The sequence below is a fragment of the bacterium genome (genome assembly GCA_041648665.1).
Taxonomy (GTDB): domain Bacteria; phylum UBA10199; class UBA10199; order 2-02-FULL-44-16; family JAAZCA01; genus JAFGMW01.
This window is the reverse complement of record JBAZOP010000025.1, coordinates 19,206-36,934: the sequence shown is the minus strand read 5'-3', so window position 1 is coordinate 36,934 and position 17,729 is coordinate 19,206. Positions and strand designations below refer to the sequence as shown.

Sequence of the window (17,729 nt, the reverse complement as noted above, 5' to 3'; positions counted from 1 at the left end):
CGGTGGAGATAAAGGACGGGACGACCGATGCCCGCGCCGTGGTAGATGCCGCTGGTGAGCTGTCCGTGGTCCAGCGGGGCGAGACGGGCATAATCGCCGGGGCCGTGACCGTGGGGGCCGCTGAGGTCCTCCTGGCCGTGGGTGTAGCCACCCTGGCCAACCGCCGCATACTCCGGGTGTATAACAACTCGGCTGCGATCATCTACGTCGGGCCGACGGGAGTCCTCACCACCTCGGGCTATCCGATACTCCCCAACGGCTCCGAGGTATTCTACGGCGCGGTCAACCTGTACGGGATAGCGGCGGGTGCCGGTAATAACGTGCGGGTGGTGGAGAGCGCGTAATGGGTGTCTATGCCTCCCCTTCCGGCTTGCTCATAGCCGAACGTGATCCCACCCTGGCTCTGTATCCCATAGCCATAAACGACTTCGCTGCGGGGCAATTCTTGAACGCGCAGACCAACGTCAACGCTACGATGGCGGGCGGCTCAACCCTGCTAGGTCAGGCCAAGTACCGCAACGACTTCCAACGCCTCACCTCGACCTGCCCCACCCTCGGCTACCGCGCCGCCCCCGCATGGACGAATCTGGACTATGCCCTTGACCCCGACAACCCCAGCGCAGAAGGCGGGACGGTGGGAACGCACACGGCAACCGGGGTACATCATATGGATGTCATGGCTACCGATTCCTGGCACGGCTCCCGTTGTTTTCGCCTCATAGTCAATGCCCCGGCTCCGACCTTCGACACCGACCTCATGGCGGTAACAGCCGCTTCTACGCAGTACACCACCGCCGCGATGGTCAAGGCCACGGCGGGAAGGACGATACGGGCAAGCCTCATCGGCGACACATCGGGGGCGACACCCACAGACTTTCCTGCTACGGGCAACTGGCAACTGGTGTACGTCACCAAGACCTTCGCGGCTGGCGACACCACCTCCCGCGACCGCTCGATTCTTCTCACCGATGGTCAAGTGGGTGACACCTTCCTCGTGGATGCGGTTATCACGGTGGCGGGCAGTACGGTTCCCATGTTCGAGGAATCCGAGTGTGTGGCAACCTCCTGTACGTTCCCCACGCCCTTTACCGCTGGGGAGCCTGTGAGCTTCCTTTTCTTCGTGTGGACACCGTGGGCGGGGAATGACGGGGTGACGCGTTTCCTGTTTTCGATGGGCAACCCTGCCGCCGCTAACTCGATGTTCATCCGCAAGACCAACACTAATGTCCTAAACTTCAATATCTATGATGCGGCGGGTGCGGTAAGGGGATGTACGGAAGCGGTTGATGCCACCGATTGGCCCGCTGGGACAATGAAGGTTATTGCTGCTTCAAGGGATGCTGCGGGAAATATGCTCGCATATCTGGGTGGGACGGCTTTCACCACGCAAAATGCAGGTGCGGGTTCGGGGCTAATGGGAGCAGCAGCGGCAACAATATACTTCGGCAACCGTGGCGCAGGGTTAGACCCCCTCAACGGCCTCATCCTCCCCTTCACCTACAGGGGCGTGGCATGGGGGGATGAGGAGTGTGAGTACTACAGCACCCTGCAAGCCCCACCGCCGAGGGCAAGGAGGGTGGCGTAGATGGAAATCCGCATAACCCGCGTAGAGCAGATAGGCCCGACGGTGGGGGTATGGGGGGAAGACGACAAAGGCAACCCCTGCTTCACCCAACACATCAACCAGGAGCCGGACGAGACCGGCATCTTCTCCATGCTGCTGACCGACCTGCTGGCCCCGGAGGTAGAGGAAAAGCCGGGGGAGCCTGCATCAATCCGTACACCAGTTGTAGAAACGATGGACGCCTTAGAACCCGCCCCCATACCGCAGGCCAAACTGGACGCGGCCAGGGCGGTCGTAGAGAAATACAACCTACTGACAGAGAAGCAGAGGCGGTGCTGGTTCCCGGAGGGGGGTGAGCTGATTGCTGAAGATAAGGTTTAAGGAAAACATGTACATCGACGGCATGGGCTACGAGAAGGGCGAAGAGGTGAAGATGGCGAAGTGGCTGGCCCAGGCCTATATCGGGATGGGCGTGGCCGAGATAGCCACCAGGCCCACCCCGCAGAAACCTGCAGAGGAAAAACCGCCGAAGCCGCCCGCGAAGAAACCGGCGAAGAAGGCAGCGAAGAAGAAGGCGAAGTAATGGGGATGAAGCTCGAAGGCGCGGATGGCCTTTCAAAGAAGTTCCAGAAGATAGTGGATAGCGCCAATACGAAGATGGAGGCCGCCGTCACCGTCGGGGCCATGAAGGTGATGAACTCGGCTAAGAGAAAGGCACCCTATAAGACGGGCAACCTCCGCAGTTCCATCCATATCGAGTCCGAGAGTTCGGGCAAGGACGAGGCGGTAGTCCGGGTGGGGACCGACGTGGAGTACGCCCGCCGCATGGAGTTTGGTTTCAGGGGCACGGATTCCCGGGGCCGCAAGTATAACCAGGGGCCCCATGCCTACTTGAGGCCAGCCTTAGACGAGAATAAGGCCGAGGTCAAGCGGGAGATAAAGAGGGCATTGGAGAAGCTGCTGTGATAGAAACCGAGCTGCACACCTGGCTTGTCGCCAACATCGCCGCCGTGGGGGGCAGGGTCCATCCCCGCAAGCTGCCCCAGGAACCCACCTTCCCGGCGCTGACCGTCACCCGCATATCGGGCCTCCCCTGGCCAACCCACGACGGCCCGGTGGGTAAGAGCGATTCGCGCTTTCAGATCTCGTGCTGGGCGCTGGAGAAGAGGGCCGGGGGAACGGGCTATCTCGGAGCGAAGCAGTTAGCCGAGGACCTCCGCCAGGCGCTGGACTGCTACACCGGGGCCATGGGGACGGAGACCATAGAGGCCTGCTTCTGCATGAACATGGTGGATCTGGGGGACGATGAGGCAGAGCTGCAACAGGTGGCCTGTGACTTCCTCATCACCCACACGGAGGCTTAAAAAACAAGAGCTATACAGGCTTTGACATATAGGGCTTCAAGGCCCGGACGTAGGCCGCAGAAGGCGGCCTTTTTATTTGAAGGAGGATAGATAGAAATGGGAGCCCATGCTTTCGGAACGACCATAAAGATCAACGGTGACACCATCGCCGAGCTGGAGAATATCGGCGGCGTGAGCGTGCGGACAGAGATGGCCGATGTGTCTCACCACGCATCGGCTAACGCATTTCGCGAGAGGGTGGCCGGGATGCTCGATGCTGGGGCGGTGCCCATCTCGGGCAACTTCCTGCCGACCGATGCCACGGGGCAGATAGCCCTGCAGGCCCTGCAGCTCACGAGGGGCACGGGGGTATTCGTGATAACCCTCCCTGCGGCCTTCGCCACCACCTTCACCTTCACGGCTTACGTGGAGGAGTGCAAGATCGGCGACTTCCCGATCAACGGCAAGGTGCCCTTCTCGGCGAGCCTCTCCATCACGGGCAAGCCGGTGCTCGCGCTGACTGCCTCCAACAACATCACCGTCCTAACCGTGACGGACGATGTCGGAGCGGCCACGCTCTTCCCGGTCTTCGCCGCCGGCACCCGCGAGTACGTAGTGGTCACCGCTGCGGCAGCCGTCACCTATCACGTCAACGCCACCTTCGCGGCTGGTACCTGCACCCTGGTAGACGGCAACGGCGGTTCGCAGACGCTGACCTCGACGGTGGACTCCAGCGAGATCGCCATCGATGACGCCAGCTTCCATACCGACACCCTGACCGTCCAGGAGGCCGGTAAGGTGGCCGTCGTCTACACGCTCCATATCCAGAACGCATAAGACAGGTCAGAACAGGGGCCGCTCATCCCGGGCGGCCCCTCCTATCCTAAAGGGGGGACAATGTACTCACCGCGCGACACAGAGATGACCATCGATGAGGTGACCTACAAGCTGAGGCTCGACCTCAACGCCCAGTGCCTGTTCGAGGAAAAGAGCGGGAAGAACTTCTACGAGGTGATGAACGACCCGGATTACGTGGCCACCTCGACCGAGGACCGGCTGCTCTTCTGGTGCATGCTGAGAAAACATCACCCCGAGATCACCCTGGAGCAGGCCGGGGAACTCATGGTCGCCACATCATCGGTGATCGAGAAGATGGCCGAGACCATCAGGGCATCCCAGCCCAAGGGGGGAGCCGAAGGGGAGGCCGGGGAGCCCACCCCTACCGGACCGACTGGCTAGCCCTCTGGTCAGTCGGGGTAATCGAACTCGGCCTTTCCCCGGACGAATTCTGGTCGCTTACCATGCGGGAATTCGACGCCCTGGCCGGGCATCACCGCAAGGCCGAGCGCATAAAGGATGTCCGGGCCGCCCTCACCCCCTGGGTCCTCAGCTCCATCTACAGCGAAACACCCCCGACACTCGGGGAATGGATGGACCGCTATATGCCGTGGACGACTGAGAGGCCCGCCAAGCAGACCCCGGAGGAGATGCAGCAGATGTTCATCGCCCTTAACGCCCTACTCGGTGGGGAGGTTACATGTTCGGAGACGCCGTAGATAAACTGTTCGTCCTCATCGGCGCCAAGTCCTCCATGGCGGATGACTTGCGGAAGCCGGAGAAGGACATAGAGGACTTCGAGAATAAGGTAGAGCGGTCCGGCACCGATATGGACCGCCATTACGGGCGTGTCTTCGCCAATATCGCCAAGGCCGCCGCCGTAGGTTTCGCCGCCATGGGCACCGGCATAGTGTTGCTCGGGAAGGGGATGCTGGAAGGCGCGGGGCAGGTCGAGCGCTACTCGGCCATCCTGGAGACCGTCACCGGGTCCGCCGAGACCGCCACCGAGAAGCTGGAATGGCTGCGGGATTTCGCGCAGAAGACGCCCTTCGAGCTTTCGGGCCTCATGGAGGCGGCGACCAAGCTGGAGGCTTACGGCTTCGCCGCAGAGGACTACATGGGGGTCCTGGGTGATACCGCCGCCGCCCTCGGTAAAGACGTGAACGATGCCGTCGAAGCCCTGGCCGACGCCACCATGGGGGAGTTCGAGAGGCTTAAAGAGTTCGGCATCAAGGCCACCACCGAAGGCAGCCAGATAGCCTTCAACTACGTCGATAAAAACGGCCAGCAGCAGAAGGCGCTGGTCGATAAGAACAACCAGGAGATGATCGCCTCCACCCTCTCCGCCATCTGGAACGAGCGTTATGGCGGAGCGATGGAGAAGATGTCCCAGACCTGGGAGGGCATGGTCTCCAACTTAAAGGACGCTTGGTCGGCGGGGCTCGCGGATATCGGCTCCACTATCATGCCGATCATGAAGCCCTACCTGGAGGACCTCATCGAGTTTGTGGGCGGTGACTCTTTTAAGGGCGCCCTCTCTGAAGTGGCGATAGCGTTTGCAGATATAGCCTCTGCGGGTATGGAGGCTTTTGAATCTCTCTCCCCCCTCTTGGCGGACGTGGCACGGCTGGTAGGGGATATCGCCGAGGAGTTTTCCCCAGTGATCTCCGAGATCATCAGCCGTATCTCTGATATCTTCGGCGAGGTCATGGATCAGATAGAGTCAAGCGGGCTCATCGATGCCCTGGCCGAGTTAGCCGGGATCTTGGCCGAAGGTCTTTTAGATACGCTCGAAAGCATCGTCCCGCTGGCCGTCCCCCTCCTCGACCTCTTTGTCTCCATCCTCACCCCCATAGCGGAGTTGGCCGTGAACGCAGGACTGTTCCAAATAGCTCTGGGGGCCATCGTCGCTATCAAGCTGGCCTCGTGGGCCTCGGATGCAATCGGCGGGATCATGAAACTGGCAAAGGGTATCGGGGACGCCGCCACGGGAGCCGCGAGCCTCGGCAATATGTTCGTAGCCGGCGGAGCGCTCATCGTGGGAGTCGCATACTGGGCTTCCACCATGGAGACAACCGGCGAAGAGGTGGAGGGAACGCTCGACAATATCGAGGCGGCTTGGGAGGACCTGACCCGCACCGAGCGGCGGGAGACCCTGGCCCAACTGGAGATCTTCCAGGAACAGATGGCGGCTCTGGGGTGGTTGAACGACGAGGAAATGGCCGACCTCGATGAGCGCATAAACCACATGAGGGGAGCGCTCGAGACCAACATCGAAGACGTGAACGCCTATTACGAGGACCATAAAAAATATATGGACCTGGTGGCCGAGGGGACCGAAATCGACCTGCAACAGATGGAGGATAACTTCAAGACCCACGGCGCCAATATGGTGGCCGAAGGGGGCAATATCCCGAAGACCATATTGGAAGAGTTTGAAGGGGCCTCCCCTGAAATCCTTCAGACTCTTGGCTGGATGCTCGACGGGGCCATCGGCAAAATCCGCGAGACTGTGGATATGACCGATGAGGAAGCCAAGGAATTCGGCAAGGTACTTACCGAATACGTCGCCAAGGTCGGGGGGGATCTGGGCACGCTCAGCGAGGCGGACTATCAGGCGATAGCCAGCCTGACCGGCCTCACCGTCGGGGAAGTAAAATCAGCCATAGCCACCATGGTCGAGGGCGCTGGCCCGGCCATGAGCGAAGTGAGTAGTATAACCCGCACGGAGATAGGCGGTCTGCAGGCCTGGCTTGACGGCCACCCCCTCTATATCCGGCGTATTGTGCAGAGCATCGGGGAAGATGTAGCGGACACCTTGATACCGCACAAAGGCGGCCTCATCATGCACGGAGGAGGCATCGCCACTATCCGGGCTCATTCCGGCTATCTCGCCCCCAACGAGGTCCCGGCCATCCTGGAAAGGGGCGAGCACGTCACCCGGGCCACATCTGTGAACGCCAGGACCCTCCCGGTACTGCAGACCATAAACGCCACGGGCAAAGTCCCCGGGGGTGCCATCTTTAACATCACCAACCTCAACCTCCCTGGCGTCCGTGACCCCCAGCAGTTCGAGGCATGGGCGGTGCGTAAAACACAGGAGGCAGCGATGATGGAGGCGACACACTGATGGCCAACACACTCGAATTCGTCACCCCCGCGCTCGCCACCTCGCTCGATATCTCCTCCTATCTGGAGGACGGCACCCATATCCCCCTCCCCTCCCGAAATTCCATATGGGCGGGAAATATCACCGCCGACGGCAGCAACTACATCACCGGCAAATATGAGCTGATACCCGTCGACCTGGCCCTCAAGGTCACGGGCGCGACAAAAGCAGACTTAGACGATAACCTGAGGGCGGTCATAGCGGAGATCACCAAGAAGAACATCCTCAAGTGGCAGCCCGAGGGGGCCACCGGCCCCATCTATTACCGCACTTACCCCTACGACACCGCCGAGGCACAGACCTACCTGTCCAAGGCGTACCGCGACCAGCTCACCGTCTACCCCTTCACCATCACGCTCATGGCCGACCCGTTCGCATGGGGCGCCGAGCAGACCATCTCCCCCGTCTCCAACCTCGTACCCAACTGGGGCATGGAATCCGCAGGCGGTGGAGGTGAACCCATAGCCGACTGGACGAAGACCGAGGGAGACGCCAACGCCCATGTCACCCAGGACACCGACGCGGGGGACTTCCTCATGGGTCTGGCCTCGGTCAACCTCACCTCCCGAGATGCGGATGCGGAGCTTGAGACCACCGACTACATCACCATCGACAAGGACAAGCATTATTGTATATTCTTCTGCTACAACCAGGAGTCGGGGACGCTCGACAAGCTCACCTGCGAGATAGACCAGTATGACGCGGGGAACGTCATCGGCACGACTAACACCTTTACCCCCACCGTCACCGCCCTGGACAACTGGTATTCTTTCACCGATATCATGTACCCCGACGGCACGGGCGGGAACGACTGGGATGCAGACGCAGCCAAGTGCAAAATCCGCTTCAGGTGCAACGGCGACAACGCCGGGGACGATGAGGTCTACTACGTCGACGCCATTATCTTCACCTGCTCCGAGTACCTCTCGGGTCATGTCCTCTCCAACCCCCTCGGTATCTGCATCCCCTCCACCGCCGTCTCGGGCGATGTCCCTGCCCCTTGTGATATCTACATAAACAAGCTGGAGGACGGCCTCGACCAGACGATGGGGATATACATCGGGGGGCGCAAGAATTATAGTGACGACTTCGTCCCCTACGGTGCGGCGGCATCGGGGACGGTGGCATATGGGTGGCTGGCTAACCAGAACGATTACAGGACGCAGGTTCTCTCGGATGAGATACTGATGTCCGGGGCGGCTTGGTACGGCGGTTTCGAGGACTGGACAGGTTCTGCCATCCTCCCCAACTTCACGGGATGGACGGAGGCAAGGGACACCAACGGGTACATCTTCGCCGTCACCGATGCGAAATATGGGGACTATGCCCTATGGAGCGGCGTGGCTGATTTCACCACTACTCGCACGAACACCATCCTCTCCGAAGAAGAGGCCGTGAACGGCATGGGCGTGGCGGATTATGTACTTTCATTCTGGTATAAGCTCTATCAAACAGCGGGATACGGAAGGCTTCTCGTGGAGGTGTTTTGTTATGACGCTGGACACGGTGCTACTGCCCCCGACCGCCTGACGGTCTTCGACACCGATATCGCAGTCTGGAATTACCGCAAGGAAACGATTGCCATAGATTCCCTCGACTGGCCTGCGGGGACGGTCTTTGTAAAAGTTAAGTTCTCGATGTCGGGGAGGGCCATACATCCATTTGAGCAACCTTGGCGATATTTTTATGACGCCGTCTACCTCGACCACATACGTATGCGTCCCGCCTCCGCCCCGAACGTCCTCACCACCTCCTTCGACCTTGATACCATCAACGGCTTCGTCAAGCCCTTCTGTCACATGAAGCTCGCCGCCTCGGAGTCAGACCTTGAGTTCGGCTTGCAGGGGAACCTCTCGGACGGAGCCAGCGACATCACGCCGCTAGAGGGGATAGCCTCGGCGCAAGAGATAGCGGTTTACAACGTGTGGAGGTATGTGGACGCTCCCGCTGCATTTGAGATACCCAATGTCCGAATATCCGACAACGCCGACATCACCCTGTTCGACCAGGAGTTCAGCATGGACATAGAGGGACTGGACTCAGGCTCAACGCCGATGTCGTTAGATGACCTGGTTTTACTACCCATCGACAACGGCTACTGCGCTATCCCCGGTGCGGAGACGAACCTCCACTACATCATCGACTGCCAGAGTGAGATGCCGGGGGTAATGATGTCTGATGACGGGAGTATCGACAAAGCCGCTTGGTTCTCGGGGGCGTCCGTCTCCCGCAGGTTCCACCTCGACCCACAAGAAGGCAGCAACCTCGCCATCCTCATGCGCTCCCAGTATTTGTATAACGAGGCGGGGGTGTTCCTCGCGGACGTCAGCATAAAGTACCGTCCACGATTCCTACTCGCACCATAGGGGAGAACCTTCCGTGAACATAGAAATCCTAGACCCTCACGGCTCCAAACGGTTCGTCTCCTGGGAGGGTAACGAGTACATGGGGCTCACCTTCTCAAGTGAGATACCGGGGGGCATGATATCCTGCACCTTCGACGTCCCCACGGAGTACCACTATCCCCACAGGTGGGCGGACGTCTATAACCAAGTCGAGGTATATAACGACCGCGCCGTGAACGTGTGGAGCGGTTACATCTACGGCATGGAAAGGTACTGGGGGGACTCCTCGGGGATACGGGTGGACTGTGTGGGATACGTCAGCAAGTTTAACCAACTGGTAGTCGCCGCCAACCTCTCGAACGAGAAAGGCTCGACTTACATAAACGACCACATCCTAGACCACGACGAGGTCATCGATTGGATAAGCGAGGGCAAGGTGGACACGGGGGACTACACCATCCCCGGCATCTTGGAGCTTGTGCCGTGGTCGTATATGCGAGATGCGCTCGACCGCATCATAGAGTACAACCAGGACATCTACAACTTCTACGTCCGCAACAAAGCCCTGTACTTCGTCCCCAAAGAGACAGCCGCCACGCTTGAGACCTCCACCGAATACTGCACCGGGTCACTCAGGACAGACCTTGAGGAGTTTTCAAACCTCGTCTGCTACTCCTACCGCGATGATGATGGTGTGGTGCAGAGGAGCTTCCAGGCCGACACGGATACTGCCTACCCGATAACCAACCTCATCGAGTCCTACTCGGACAATATGAGCGGGGCGCAGGCGTTGACGGCGGCACTCGCCTCGCTGAACCGCCACAAAGTTCTCGGTGCTACGGGTGGGGTCACCGTATCCAAGGTGTGGTCACTCGGCGGGGCGGAAGTCCCGATATCCGAGGTGTTCCCCGGGCAGGTCATCCACATAGCGGGATTGGTGAGCGCGAAGGCATCACCGTCTGAGGTGTACGTCTCGAACGAGGTCGATACATGGGAGATACGGTCGGTGAAGTACAACCATGACGCGCAGACCATAGACATCAGCCCCGGCAGGCTACCGTACTCGATGGAGAGACAACTCGCGGGGGTGCGGAAGTGAGAAGGTTTGAACCCGTAGGCAACCACGCGAGGCTCAACTACTACCAGCCGGGGGCGCTCATCCACAGGGGCTTCGTGGTGTGCGATACCAACCCCACATCAAACCTCACGACCCTGGACGCCTGGACGACCGTCACCGACGGGGTAAAGTCCATGTCGCTCGCATACACACCCCCGGTCGATGCGGTGGCGGAGGTCACGGCGAAGATAGCCGCCTATCACACGACACAGTATGAGCCGGTGCAGTTCTCCATTTACCAGGGGGCCAGCTCGATAAGCTACATGACCTGGAAGATGGACCACAAGGACACGGTGGAGATATACGAGTGGAGTACCACCCCCCGCGAGCTTGTGGGCGGCACGGCCTACACCTTCACCTGTAAATACTACGTTTCCAACATCACCCTCACTTTAGTGGGGGCGGAGATGTACAGCTACTTCAAGATAATGGTGCGGAGGAAGCCATGACGTGGGCGCTGGCGTGGGGGACCACAATCTACTATTGGAGGAAGCGATGAGCGAGTACGGTTGGATAAAAGAGATAACGGCGGCGGCGGCGATAATCCTCTTCTGCTACTTTCTCCTTCGAGCCATAATCTCCCGCGCCGACACTTTGACCAAGGCCGTCCTCGACCGCTCCCGCGAGGACTCCGCCACCATCAAGGAGATGGCGGACGACATCTCGGGGACGCTGGTGGAGATAGAGCAGTCGATGAGCGGCAGGGACCAGATAATCATAAACCACATGGAACACTTCGAGACGGCGATGGAGAGGATGGAGGAATCCCAGGAGAGGATAGCCAGCATACTCGACCGCGTCTGCGATGAGTTCGACATCAACGGCGACTACAGGAGAAAGCCGTGAGTAAAGCATCCATGCTCATACCGAGGGAAGCGTGGGGAGCGTCGCCTCCCGACTATCCCGTTATCCGCGTCAACTACAAAGACCTGTTCATCGTCCACCACTCGGGCAGTAAAGGATACTGGCCCACGGCGGCGGAGGAGATAGCGGCCATGAGGGGATGGCAGGCATACCACCAAGGGACGGGCGCGGACATCTACTACGGCGCCGTCATCTTCCCCAGCGGGCGGGCCTACGAGGGACGGCAAGGTGGGTGGTGGGTGAACAACGGTGCGGCTTACGGCTGCAACCAGCGTGGGTTCGGCGCGTGTATCGCGGGCGACTTCACCGATGAGCTGCCCACCGTGGAGGCTCTTAATACCCTGGTGCATCTCGGCTTAGAGGCTAGGAACGAGCTTCACATATCGCCTGACCTTTACTGGGGCCACCGGGACTGCTTCATCTGCGACGACCGCAACCGGGGTAATGAGTGCCCCGGCGAGATGCTTTACGACTGGCTGCCCGTGCTCCGAAAAACGATGGCGACGGTGCAGCCGGAAAAGGAAGGGGATGATGACGTGATAGATTTTGAGAAGCAGTCGCTGCAGGAGAAAGGTCAGGGGATACTCGCCGACAATGAGGTGGACGTATGGACGGCCTTTGCGGCGGGCAGCGACTACCTCCACGCCCGGGCGAACCATGGCGCGAAATGTAAGGTCATGGCGTTTGCGGCGGACGTGAGTACGGGCAACGTGTTCGGCCCCGAGGTCTGGGAGTTGGGCGCGTACGCTGGTTCGATACGGCGACTGTCTGAACTGGTTTTCGGTACCCGCGATTCCGGTGACTACTGGGTATCCCTCCACATGCTCCCCGATGACTCGGCCTGTTTCCGGGGGTTTGTGAGGGCGTGATGAAAACCCCCTCCTGGGACGAGTATATCGAGCTAGGAGAGAAGCCGAAGGCGGGCACCCCCATCAGGTGCTTGAACTGCGGCAAGGTCTTTAAGCTCCCGCCCCAGACCGGCATCAAGAAATACTGCGGCGACACCTGTAAAGACCAGTACAGGACGAAGCAAAAGAAGCGGCCCCTGTTCGATGTGACCTGCCCTATCTGCGGCAAGAAATGGCAGGCCCCCAACAGGCGCTTCAAGCTCTGCTCCGATGAGTGCCGCAGGGAGAACGCCCGCAGGCACAACGCCAGGAAAAACCAGAACCGGCCCGAGCTGACCCCCGATGAGGTCATAAAGCAACGAGACCTGATCGCCTACGAGCGCCAGGTGAGAGAGGGAACGGGCAGGACGGCGATACTGGCGGACCTTCTGGCCGATGCGGTCAAGCGGGTCAACGAGAAGGACATCAAGCCCCAGCCGGTGAAGCGGAGGAGCAAGCGCGACAAGGAGACCATGGTGCTCCTGCGCTCCGACTGGCACCCGGGCATCATCACCCCCTCCTATAACCTCGACGTATTCCATCGGCGCGTAGAGATGTTGACCGAGAAAGTCATCCTTTTCCGCGACATCATCTCCGAGACCATCCCCATAGAAAAACTCGTCATCATCGACCTGGGGGATATGATATCGGGGCAGGACATCTACCCCGGCCAGGCGTGGAAGAGCGAGAAGCATGTCCTTGAGCAGATCTACCACGAGGCCAGCCCCGCCGTCATCCGGCAAAACCTGACCTTCCTCGAATACTTCCCCCTGGTGGAGGAGCACTCGATTCCCGGCAATCATGGCAGGACGGGGAAGTACGCGCCCCTTGAGGTCAATTTCGACAACGTGCTCGCGCAGGACATCTACCGCCGTTTCGAGTTCGTCAAGCGGTTCGGCATGTATATCGAGTGGGACTGGTGGAAGTACGTGGATATCTACGGCTGGCGCTTCCTGGCCCTGCACGGCAACCAGCTCCGGGGTTACCTCAACATACCCTTCTATAATATCGTCACCAAGGGCATGAGGTGGCAGGGGAGCATGCCGGGTGGTCCCTGGCATTGCCTGGTACATGGTCACTGGCACGTGCCCTTCATCATGCCCTGGAACAACTTCCGCATCGTGAGCAACGGTACCCTGGTATCGGATGACGAGTTCGCCCTCCGCGAGCTGGGCATGTCCTCCACGCCGGCGCAGCAGTTCTTCATGGTACATCCAGACCACATCAAGACGTTGGGGACGGAGATAGAGCTGCTGGAAGAGGCGGCCTGACCCGTGTCCTTAAATAAAGTCACATGACCTTTTTCCCGACCAACCGCAAAGGGGGTGAAACATGGACGCCAACTACATCGAGTTCATCGGAGCCTGCATGGTGGCGATTTTTTTTCTGATAGCCATACTGAAACAGGCTATCCCGTGGCTTGCCGATGGGGGGAGCCGCTACATCCCCCTCATCGCCCTGGCCCTCGGGGTGGGGGTCGCTATCTACGCAGGGCAAAAGTGGGACCTCTCCTGGCTTGAGGTGCTCATCTCGGTAGTGATCCCGGCCCTCGGCTCAAGTGGTCTGCACAGCTATTACAACGAAGCACGGGGTAAATTATAGAGACTGTCCCCCCTCCCGCTTCCCGGATTCACCCCCCGGGGGGCGGGACCTTTTTTATTTGTTTTCCCTTGCGTTCAAGCAGAGACGCTTCCCCATACAGGTTCGGTTACAATAAAAGTTGATCTGACCCAGCTTGCTTTTCGCCTTGAAGTTCCTCAATTCTTTGTCAAAGGGTTTACCACAGTACGCGCAGACCAACCTTATCATTGTACGACCGCGAGCGTGAATGGATGGATGCTCAGACCTGCTTGATAATTCAAGGTTGCTCGGATCATTGTTAAATGGGTTGGTGTCTTTATGGTGTACTAGTTCCCCGGGTTCGAGCTTGCGCCCTAGCAGTTCAGACATTACTAGGCGGTGCTCTAAGATGACTCCGTTGGAATATGCCATCGGGTGCCCCTTATAACCACAGACCTGCTTATACCTTGATCCCATAAACCAACCCCCCTGGTTATATTTCAGTGTACTTATCGGCCCTTCCGTAGCACTTATCAACAGGGTACTTCTTCGCGTTCTTCGCCAGTTTGTCGGCTACCGCCCCCTCAACTGAGATATTCAAATCATGCGCCAGGGTGATGAGGTAGATGTAGATGTCGGCGATCTCCTCCGCCACCCTTTCTTTGTCCGCTTCCTCCGCCCATTGGTAGAGTTCTAACAACTCAGCGGCCTCGATACAGATAGAGGCTGCGAGGTTACGGGGGGTATGGTATTGTTTCCAGTCGCGGGCGTTGCGGAAGTGGATGATGTTGGTTTCAAATATCATATCGTTATCCCCTCGGCTATCGTCCCGAACTCATCATCAACATCATCGAAAAGCTGGGCGGGGTTCTCTATTTCATGTTCCATATTCTTTAACGCTTGGCGGTAATAGGATGGTTTGAGTTCTATCCCTATTCCCCGCCGCCCTAGTTCCTTCGCCACATAGACCTCGGAACCAACCCCCATAAACGGCGTCAATACGATGTTGCCGGGGTTGCTCCAAAGGATGATGACCCTCTCGATGATGTCGAGTTGGAGGGGGTGAACGTGTTTCTCGTCTTCCTCATCCCTCGATTCGCGGAAGGGCAGGACATGATTGGGGCGTATATCATCCCAAAAGGCTGCGGCGTATTGTCTCCATATCCAATGCGAGTAGCGGTTTTCTATCTGGTTCCCATCCCACCCCTTATACTTCAACAATTCTGCGGGGACATTCCTCGCACCGGCATAATCCGTAAAGCCCCGCGGGTGAGCTATCGGTTCGGGGTTCTCCCCGCGCTTGCGGAACACCAGCAGGTAGTCGGCGGCGGCATTGCTGCACCTGGAAGCATCGTCCACGATCTGTTTGTGGGCGAGGCACTTCGCCATCGTTCGGTTCCTTACCGTGAAGGCATCCTTCCACACCGCATATCTAGCGACATATAGCCATTTTTCCTTCTCGTGCGCTCGGATAACATCACCCGTGAAGTCAATCATACTGTCGTTCCCCGTGTTCCCCGTGGGGATGTCGGCGCAATGTACGGCGGTCATGCGGCCAGGCATCGTCACTCGGTAGAGTTCGCGCAGGATATAACTATAGTGGTTAAAGAAGTCCTCGTAGCTATCGCAGTTGGACAGATCCCGCTCCGAGCTTGAGTAGTGGTAGAGTCCACCAAAGGGCGGGGAATATACCGAAAGGTGTATTTTGTCCCCGGTTATTTTAGGCAGGACCTCCATACAGTCTCCGCAATAGAGGGCGTATCTATCGGTTATCTTCTGGTCCCTTATAGCCATGCCGGGATAACCTCCTTTTCCGTGAAATCATCATCTCGCCTTATGGACTTGCTCTCGTTCATAAACTCCACCAGCCTTGAGAACATCTCATCCGCAGCCCTGGATTTAGATTGCAGGTTCTCAAGTACCCGTCGCTCTCCACTGGTGGTTACCACATCAACGGTAACGGTATCCTTTTGGCCAAACCTCCAACATCGTCTAATCGCTTGGTAATACTGTTCAAAGCTGTGAGATGGGAATAAAACGACATGGGCACAATGCTGGAAGTTGAGCCCCCACCCACCTATCTTGGGCTTGGTTATGAGGACCCGGATATTACCACTAGCGAAGTCCAATAGTTTACTTTCCTTGGATTCATCGCTATCGGCGCCGCTCACCTCCACCGCATCGGGGATAATGTTTTTAAGCATCTTGCCCTCGTCATTGAGGTGGCACCATACTAGAGCGGGCTTATCATGGTCCACCAATTCCGCTACCTTCTCACACCTCTCGGAGATACTGCGTTTCCTCTCATCCCGTTGTTCTCTCAGGTCGAAGGCATCAACGGTGAATAGCCTCCCATCGGGGGGCTTGAGGGTTTCAACAACATGGATGTTTTCGATTAGGGGCTTTAAAATAAAGTCATCATCGTTAAAGCCGAGGTCAGACGGGCGCCTAAATGATAACGCCCAGGAACACACCCACCGCCAGAAGGGTATCTCGGCGTGGCCCTTTAACCTCCAATCCATCACCTTGCCGTAACATCTACCCAAGCCCGAGGTATTACGGTCGTTCTTAAAAAAGCGATTGAGCATATCCATATATCCAAGGTATCCGAGCGCTTCAGAAGAGGTCCCCAGTTCGGTATAGTCATTGGGCGCAGCCGTGGCGGTGCATAACAACCGATAGGGCAGTTTCCGCATGAAGGTGGTTATCTCCTGGCGGTACTTCCCGTTGAAGGACTTTAGTATGCTGGACTCATCGCATACCACGGCGCTGAAGTCGGAAGGTGAGAAGTAATGAAGGCGCTCGTAGTTGGTGATGGTTATTGGGTGAATCGTGCCATCGCCAGAACGGTGGGCCTCTATGCCGAACTTCTCCGCTTCTCTGATGGTCTGATATGACACCGCCAGGGGGGTTAGCACCAATACATTCCCCGGCACCAACTCAGCCCATGATAGCTGTATGGGGGTCTTGCCCAAGCCACAGTCGGCGAATACCGCCGCCCTTCCCTTGCGACAAGCCCACGCTACCGTTTCCCGCTGGAAGTCGAAGAGCATCGGGTTAAGGGATTCTGCATCGACCTGAAACCCGCTATCGTTGTTGGCCTGTGCCTTCGAGACTATAAAATCCCGGTAGTCCAATTTAACCTCCTTCTCTATGGTGCTTGACAATCCCATTCTATAGGGCTATATTTATCTTGTCAACATAAAGTTAACGGGGCAGGAAGGGATGAACGATGCAGATTAGGACTGACTTACCGCTACTGATGGCTAACCGCGATATGACCCAGACAGAGCTTTCCGAGATAACGGGCATTCCCCGTGTTTACATCGTCTATATCGTTGGCGGCAAGATGCTGCCAGATGATACACAGCTAGAGAAGATATGCCAAGCGCTCAAGGTAACATCAGACATGATATATCCCGACCCAGCGATGAGGGATATATTGGCGGGGGATAAGCCGGAGAGGCACAGAAAATCAAGGGCCGCGTCAGCCCTCCACGAGGCGAGAAGGGAGGCGCGCCGTGGCCAGAAGGCTTGAGCGCTCCATCATGAGGGACTACTGGCTCGGGCGAGGCCGCTTCTCCAAGGCGGCCATGTCCCGCCGCATGACCTTCTCCGTTCCTATTGATTCCGGTAGCGCGGGGGCGGCTTCAACCGAAACCCCGAAAGGAGATTCCCCCGTCGAGGCGGTCCCCGCGCATCCAATAAAGGAGGGGCTATGACCACCTGCCGACTGTGCGGGGCCAACTCCCCCAGGGCCTATTGCTCCGACTGTACCGAGAGGCTGTATGAGCTGAAGCGCGACTGGGCCGAGATCATCCACGAGCTGACCGAGGAGGTCTGCGCCCGCGCCCGCGCGGCCTTCCAGGACCTAGAGGAAAGGGAGACGGCGCCGGTGGCCCTGGAGGTGCTGGCCGAGGCGCTGCACGCGATGAGCCTGCCGGAGTACCGCCGCCTGAACTACCAACTCTCCCGGATATGGGGGGAACTGAGGGGGACAAGGGAAGACGAGAAAAGTGAAGGCTTGCTGGGGAAGTAATCCC

At 58.3% G+C, this 17,729-nt stretch carries 24 protein-coding genes; 20 read left to right on the top strand and 4 right to left on the bottom strand.

Going from position 1 to position 17,729, the window contains the following annotated elements; translation table 11 throughout:
• The 17 genes from WC683_09810 to WC683_09730 all read left to right on the top strand — a co-directional run.
• The coding region (locus tag WC683_09810; protein ID MFA4972898.1) for a hypothetical protein at nt 1–344 on the top strand (344 nt) is incomplete at its 5' end.
• Nucleotides 344–1,585: a hypothetical protein gene (locus WC683_09805; protein MFA4972897.1), complete on the top strand. Its 1,242-nt coding sequence runs from the start codon at nt 344–346 to the stop codon at nt 1,583–1,585. The genes WC683_09810 and WC683_09805, both read left to right, overlap by 1 nt.
• On the top strand, nt 1,586–1,945 hold the full coding sequence (locus tag WC683_09800) for a hypothetical protein (protein MFA4972896.1): 360 nt from the start codon (nt 1,586–1,588) through the stop codon (nt 1,943–1,945).
• A gap of 7 nt (nt 1,946–1,952) precedes the next feature.
• Entirely contained in the window at nt 1,953–2,147 is a 195-nt protein-coding gene (locus tag WC683_09795) for a hypothetical protein (GenBank protein ID MFA4972895.1), read from the top strand.
• Nucleotides 2,147–2,530 carry an HK97-gp10 family putative phage morphogenesis protein gene (locus tag WC683_09790; protein MFA4972894.1) on the top strand — a complete coding sequence of 128 codons (384 nt, stop codon included), beginning with the start codon at nt 2,147–2,149 and terminating at the stop codon, nt 2,528–2,530. The genes WC683_09795 and WC683_09790 overlap by 1 nt, the downstream gene beginning before the upstream one ends.
• Nucleotides 2,527–2,928 (top strand): DUF3168 domain-containing protein, encoded by a 402-nt coding sequence (locus WC683_09785; GenBank protein ID MFA4972893.1) that lies wholly within the window; start codon nt 2,527–2,529, stop codon nt 2,926–2,928. Before WC683_09790 ends, WC683_09785 begins: the two co-directional genes overlap by 4 nt.
• Nucleotides 2,929–3,024: 96 nt before the next feature.
• Nucleotides 3,025–3,744: a hypothetical protein gene (locus WC683_09780; protein ID MFA4972892.1), complete on the top strand. Its 720-nt coding sequence runs from the start codon at nt 3,025–3,027 to the stop codon at nt 3,742–3,744.
• Nucleotides 3,745–3,804: 60 nt separating this feature from the next.
• Entirely contained in the window at nt 3,805–4,146 is a 342-nt protein-coding gene (locus WC683_09775) for a hypothetical protein (protein ID MFA4972891.1), read from the top strand.
• A 62-nt stretch (nt 4,147–4,208) separates the two neighbouring features.
• Complete coding sequence (locus WC683_09770; GenBank protein ID MFA4972890.1) at nt 4,209–4,463, top strand: hypothetical protein; 255 nt, start codon at nt 4,209–4,211, stop codon at nt 4,461–4,463.
• The gene (locus WC683_09765) at nt 4,445–6,874 is read left to right on the top strand and encodes a tape measure protein (GenBank protein ID MFA4972889.1); all 2,430 of its coding nucleotides are present in this window, start codon (nt 4,445–4,447) and stop codon (nt 6,872–6,874) included. The genes WC683_09770 and WC683_09765 overlap by 19 nt, the downstream gene beginning before the upstream one ends.
• A complete protein-coding gene (locus WC683_09760; GenBank protein ID MFA4972888.1) occupies nt 6,874–9,279 on the top strand; it encodes a hypothetical protein in 2,406 nt (801 codons plus the stop codon). The genes WC683_09765 and WC683_09760 overlap by 1 nt, the downstream gene beginning before the upstream one ends.
• 13 nt (nt 9,280–9,292) lie before the next feature.
• On the top strand, nt 9,293–10,357 hold the full coding sequence (locus WC683_09755; protein MFA4972887.1) for a hypothetical protein: 1,065 nt from the start codon (nt 9,293–9,295) through the stop codon (nt 10,355–10,357).
• Nucleotides 10,354–10,824: a hypothetical protein gene (locus tag WC683_09750; GenBank protein ID MFA4972886.1), complete on the top strand. Its 471-nt coding sequence runs from the start codon at nt 10,354–10,356 to the stop codon at nt 10,822–10,824. Before WC683_09755 ends, WC683_09750 begins: the two co-directional genes overlap by 4 nt.
• 46 nt (nt 10,825–10,870) lie before the next feature.
• Nucleotides 10,871–11,221: a hypothetical protein gene (locus WC683_09745; GenBank protein ID MFA4972885.1), complete on the top strand. Its 351-nt coding sequence runs from the start codon at nt 10,871–10,873 to the stop codon at nt 11,219–11,221.
• Nucleotides 11,218–12,108, top strand: coding sequence for a peptidoglycan recognition family protein (locus WC683_09740; protein ID MFA4972884.1), 891 nt, complete (start codon nt 11,218–11,220; stop codon nt 12,106–12,108). The genes WC683_09745 and WC683_09740 overlap by 4 nt, the downstream gene beginning before the upstream one ends.
• Complete coding sequence (locus tag WC683_09735; protein ID MFA4972883.1) at nt 12,108–13,397, top strand: hypothetical protein; 1,290 nt, start codon at nt 12,108–12,110, stop codon at nt 13,395–13,397. Before WC683_09740 ends, WC683_09735 begins: the two co-directional genes overlap by 1 nt.
• 61 nt (nt 13,398–13,458) lie before the next feature.
• A complete protein-coding gene (locus WC683_09730; protein MFA4972882.1) occupies nt 13,459–13,728 on the top strand; it encodes a hypothetical protein in 270 nt (89 codons plus the stop codon).
• Nucleotides 13,729–13,782: 54 nt separating this feature from the next.
• Here WC683_09730 and WC683_09725 read toward each other — a convergent pair whose 3' ends face one another.
• From WC683_09725 to WC683_09710, 4 genes are all read right to left on the bottom strand, one after another.
• Nucleotides 13,783–14,118, bottom strand: coding sequence for an HNH endonuclease (locus WC683_09725; protein ID MFA4972881.1), 336 nt, complete (start codon nt 14,116–14,118; stop codon nt 13,783–13,785).
• A 61-nt stretch (nt 14,119–14,179) separates the two neighbouring features.
• Complete coding sequence (locus WC683_09720; GenBank protein ID MFA4972880.1) at nt 14,180–14,491, bottom strand: nucleotide pyrophosphohydrolase; 312 nt, start codon at nt 14,489–14,491, stop codon at nt 14,180–14,182.
• The gene (locus WC683_09715) at nt 14,488–15,480 is read right to left on the bottom strand and encodes a site-specific DNA-methyltransferase (protein MFA4972879.1); all 993 of its coding nucleotides are present in this window, start codon (nt 15,478–15,480) and stop codon (nt 14,488–14,490) included. Before WC683_09715 ends, WC683_09720 begins: the two co-directional genes overlap by 4 nt.
• Nucleotides 15,471–16,823 (bottom strand): DEAD/DEAH box helicase, encoded by a 1,353-nt coding sequence (locus WC683_09710; GenBank protein MFA4972878.1) that lies wholly within the window; start codon nt 16,821–16,823, stop codon nt 15,471–15,473. The genes WC683_09715 and WC683_09710 overlap by 10 nt, the downstream gene beginning before the upstream one ends.
• A 125-nt stretch (nt 16,824–16,948) precedes the next feature.
• Between WC683_09710 and WC683_09705 the strand changes: the two genes are divergently transcribed.
• Genes WC683_09705 through WC683_09695 form a run of 3 tightly spaced genes read left to right on the top strand, consistent with a single transcriptional unit; the run spans nt 16,949 to nt 17,725 of the window.
• Entirely contained in the window at nt 16,949–17,224 is a 276-nt protein-coding gene (locus tag WC683_09705) for a helix-turn-helix transcriptional regulator (GenBank protein MFA4972877.1), read from the top strand.
• On the top strand, nt 17,208–17,408 hold the full coding sequence (locus WC683_09700; GenBank protein MFA4972876.1) for a hypothetical protein: 201 nt from the start codon (nt 17,208–17,210) through the stop codon (nt 17,406–17,408). The genes WC683_09705 and WC683_09700 overlap by 17 nt, the downstream gene beginning before the upstream one ends.
• Nucleotides 17,405–17,725: a hypothetical protein gene (locus WC683_09695; GenBank protein ID MFA4972875.1), complete on the top strand. Its 321-nt coding sequence runs from the start codon at nt 17,405–17,407 to the stop codon at nt 17,723–17,725. Before WC683_09700 ends, WC683_09695 begins: the two co-directional genes overlap by 4 nt.
• The last annotated feature ends 4 nt before the right edge of the window (nt 17,726–17,729 follow it).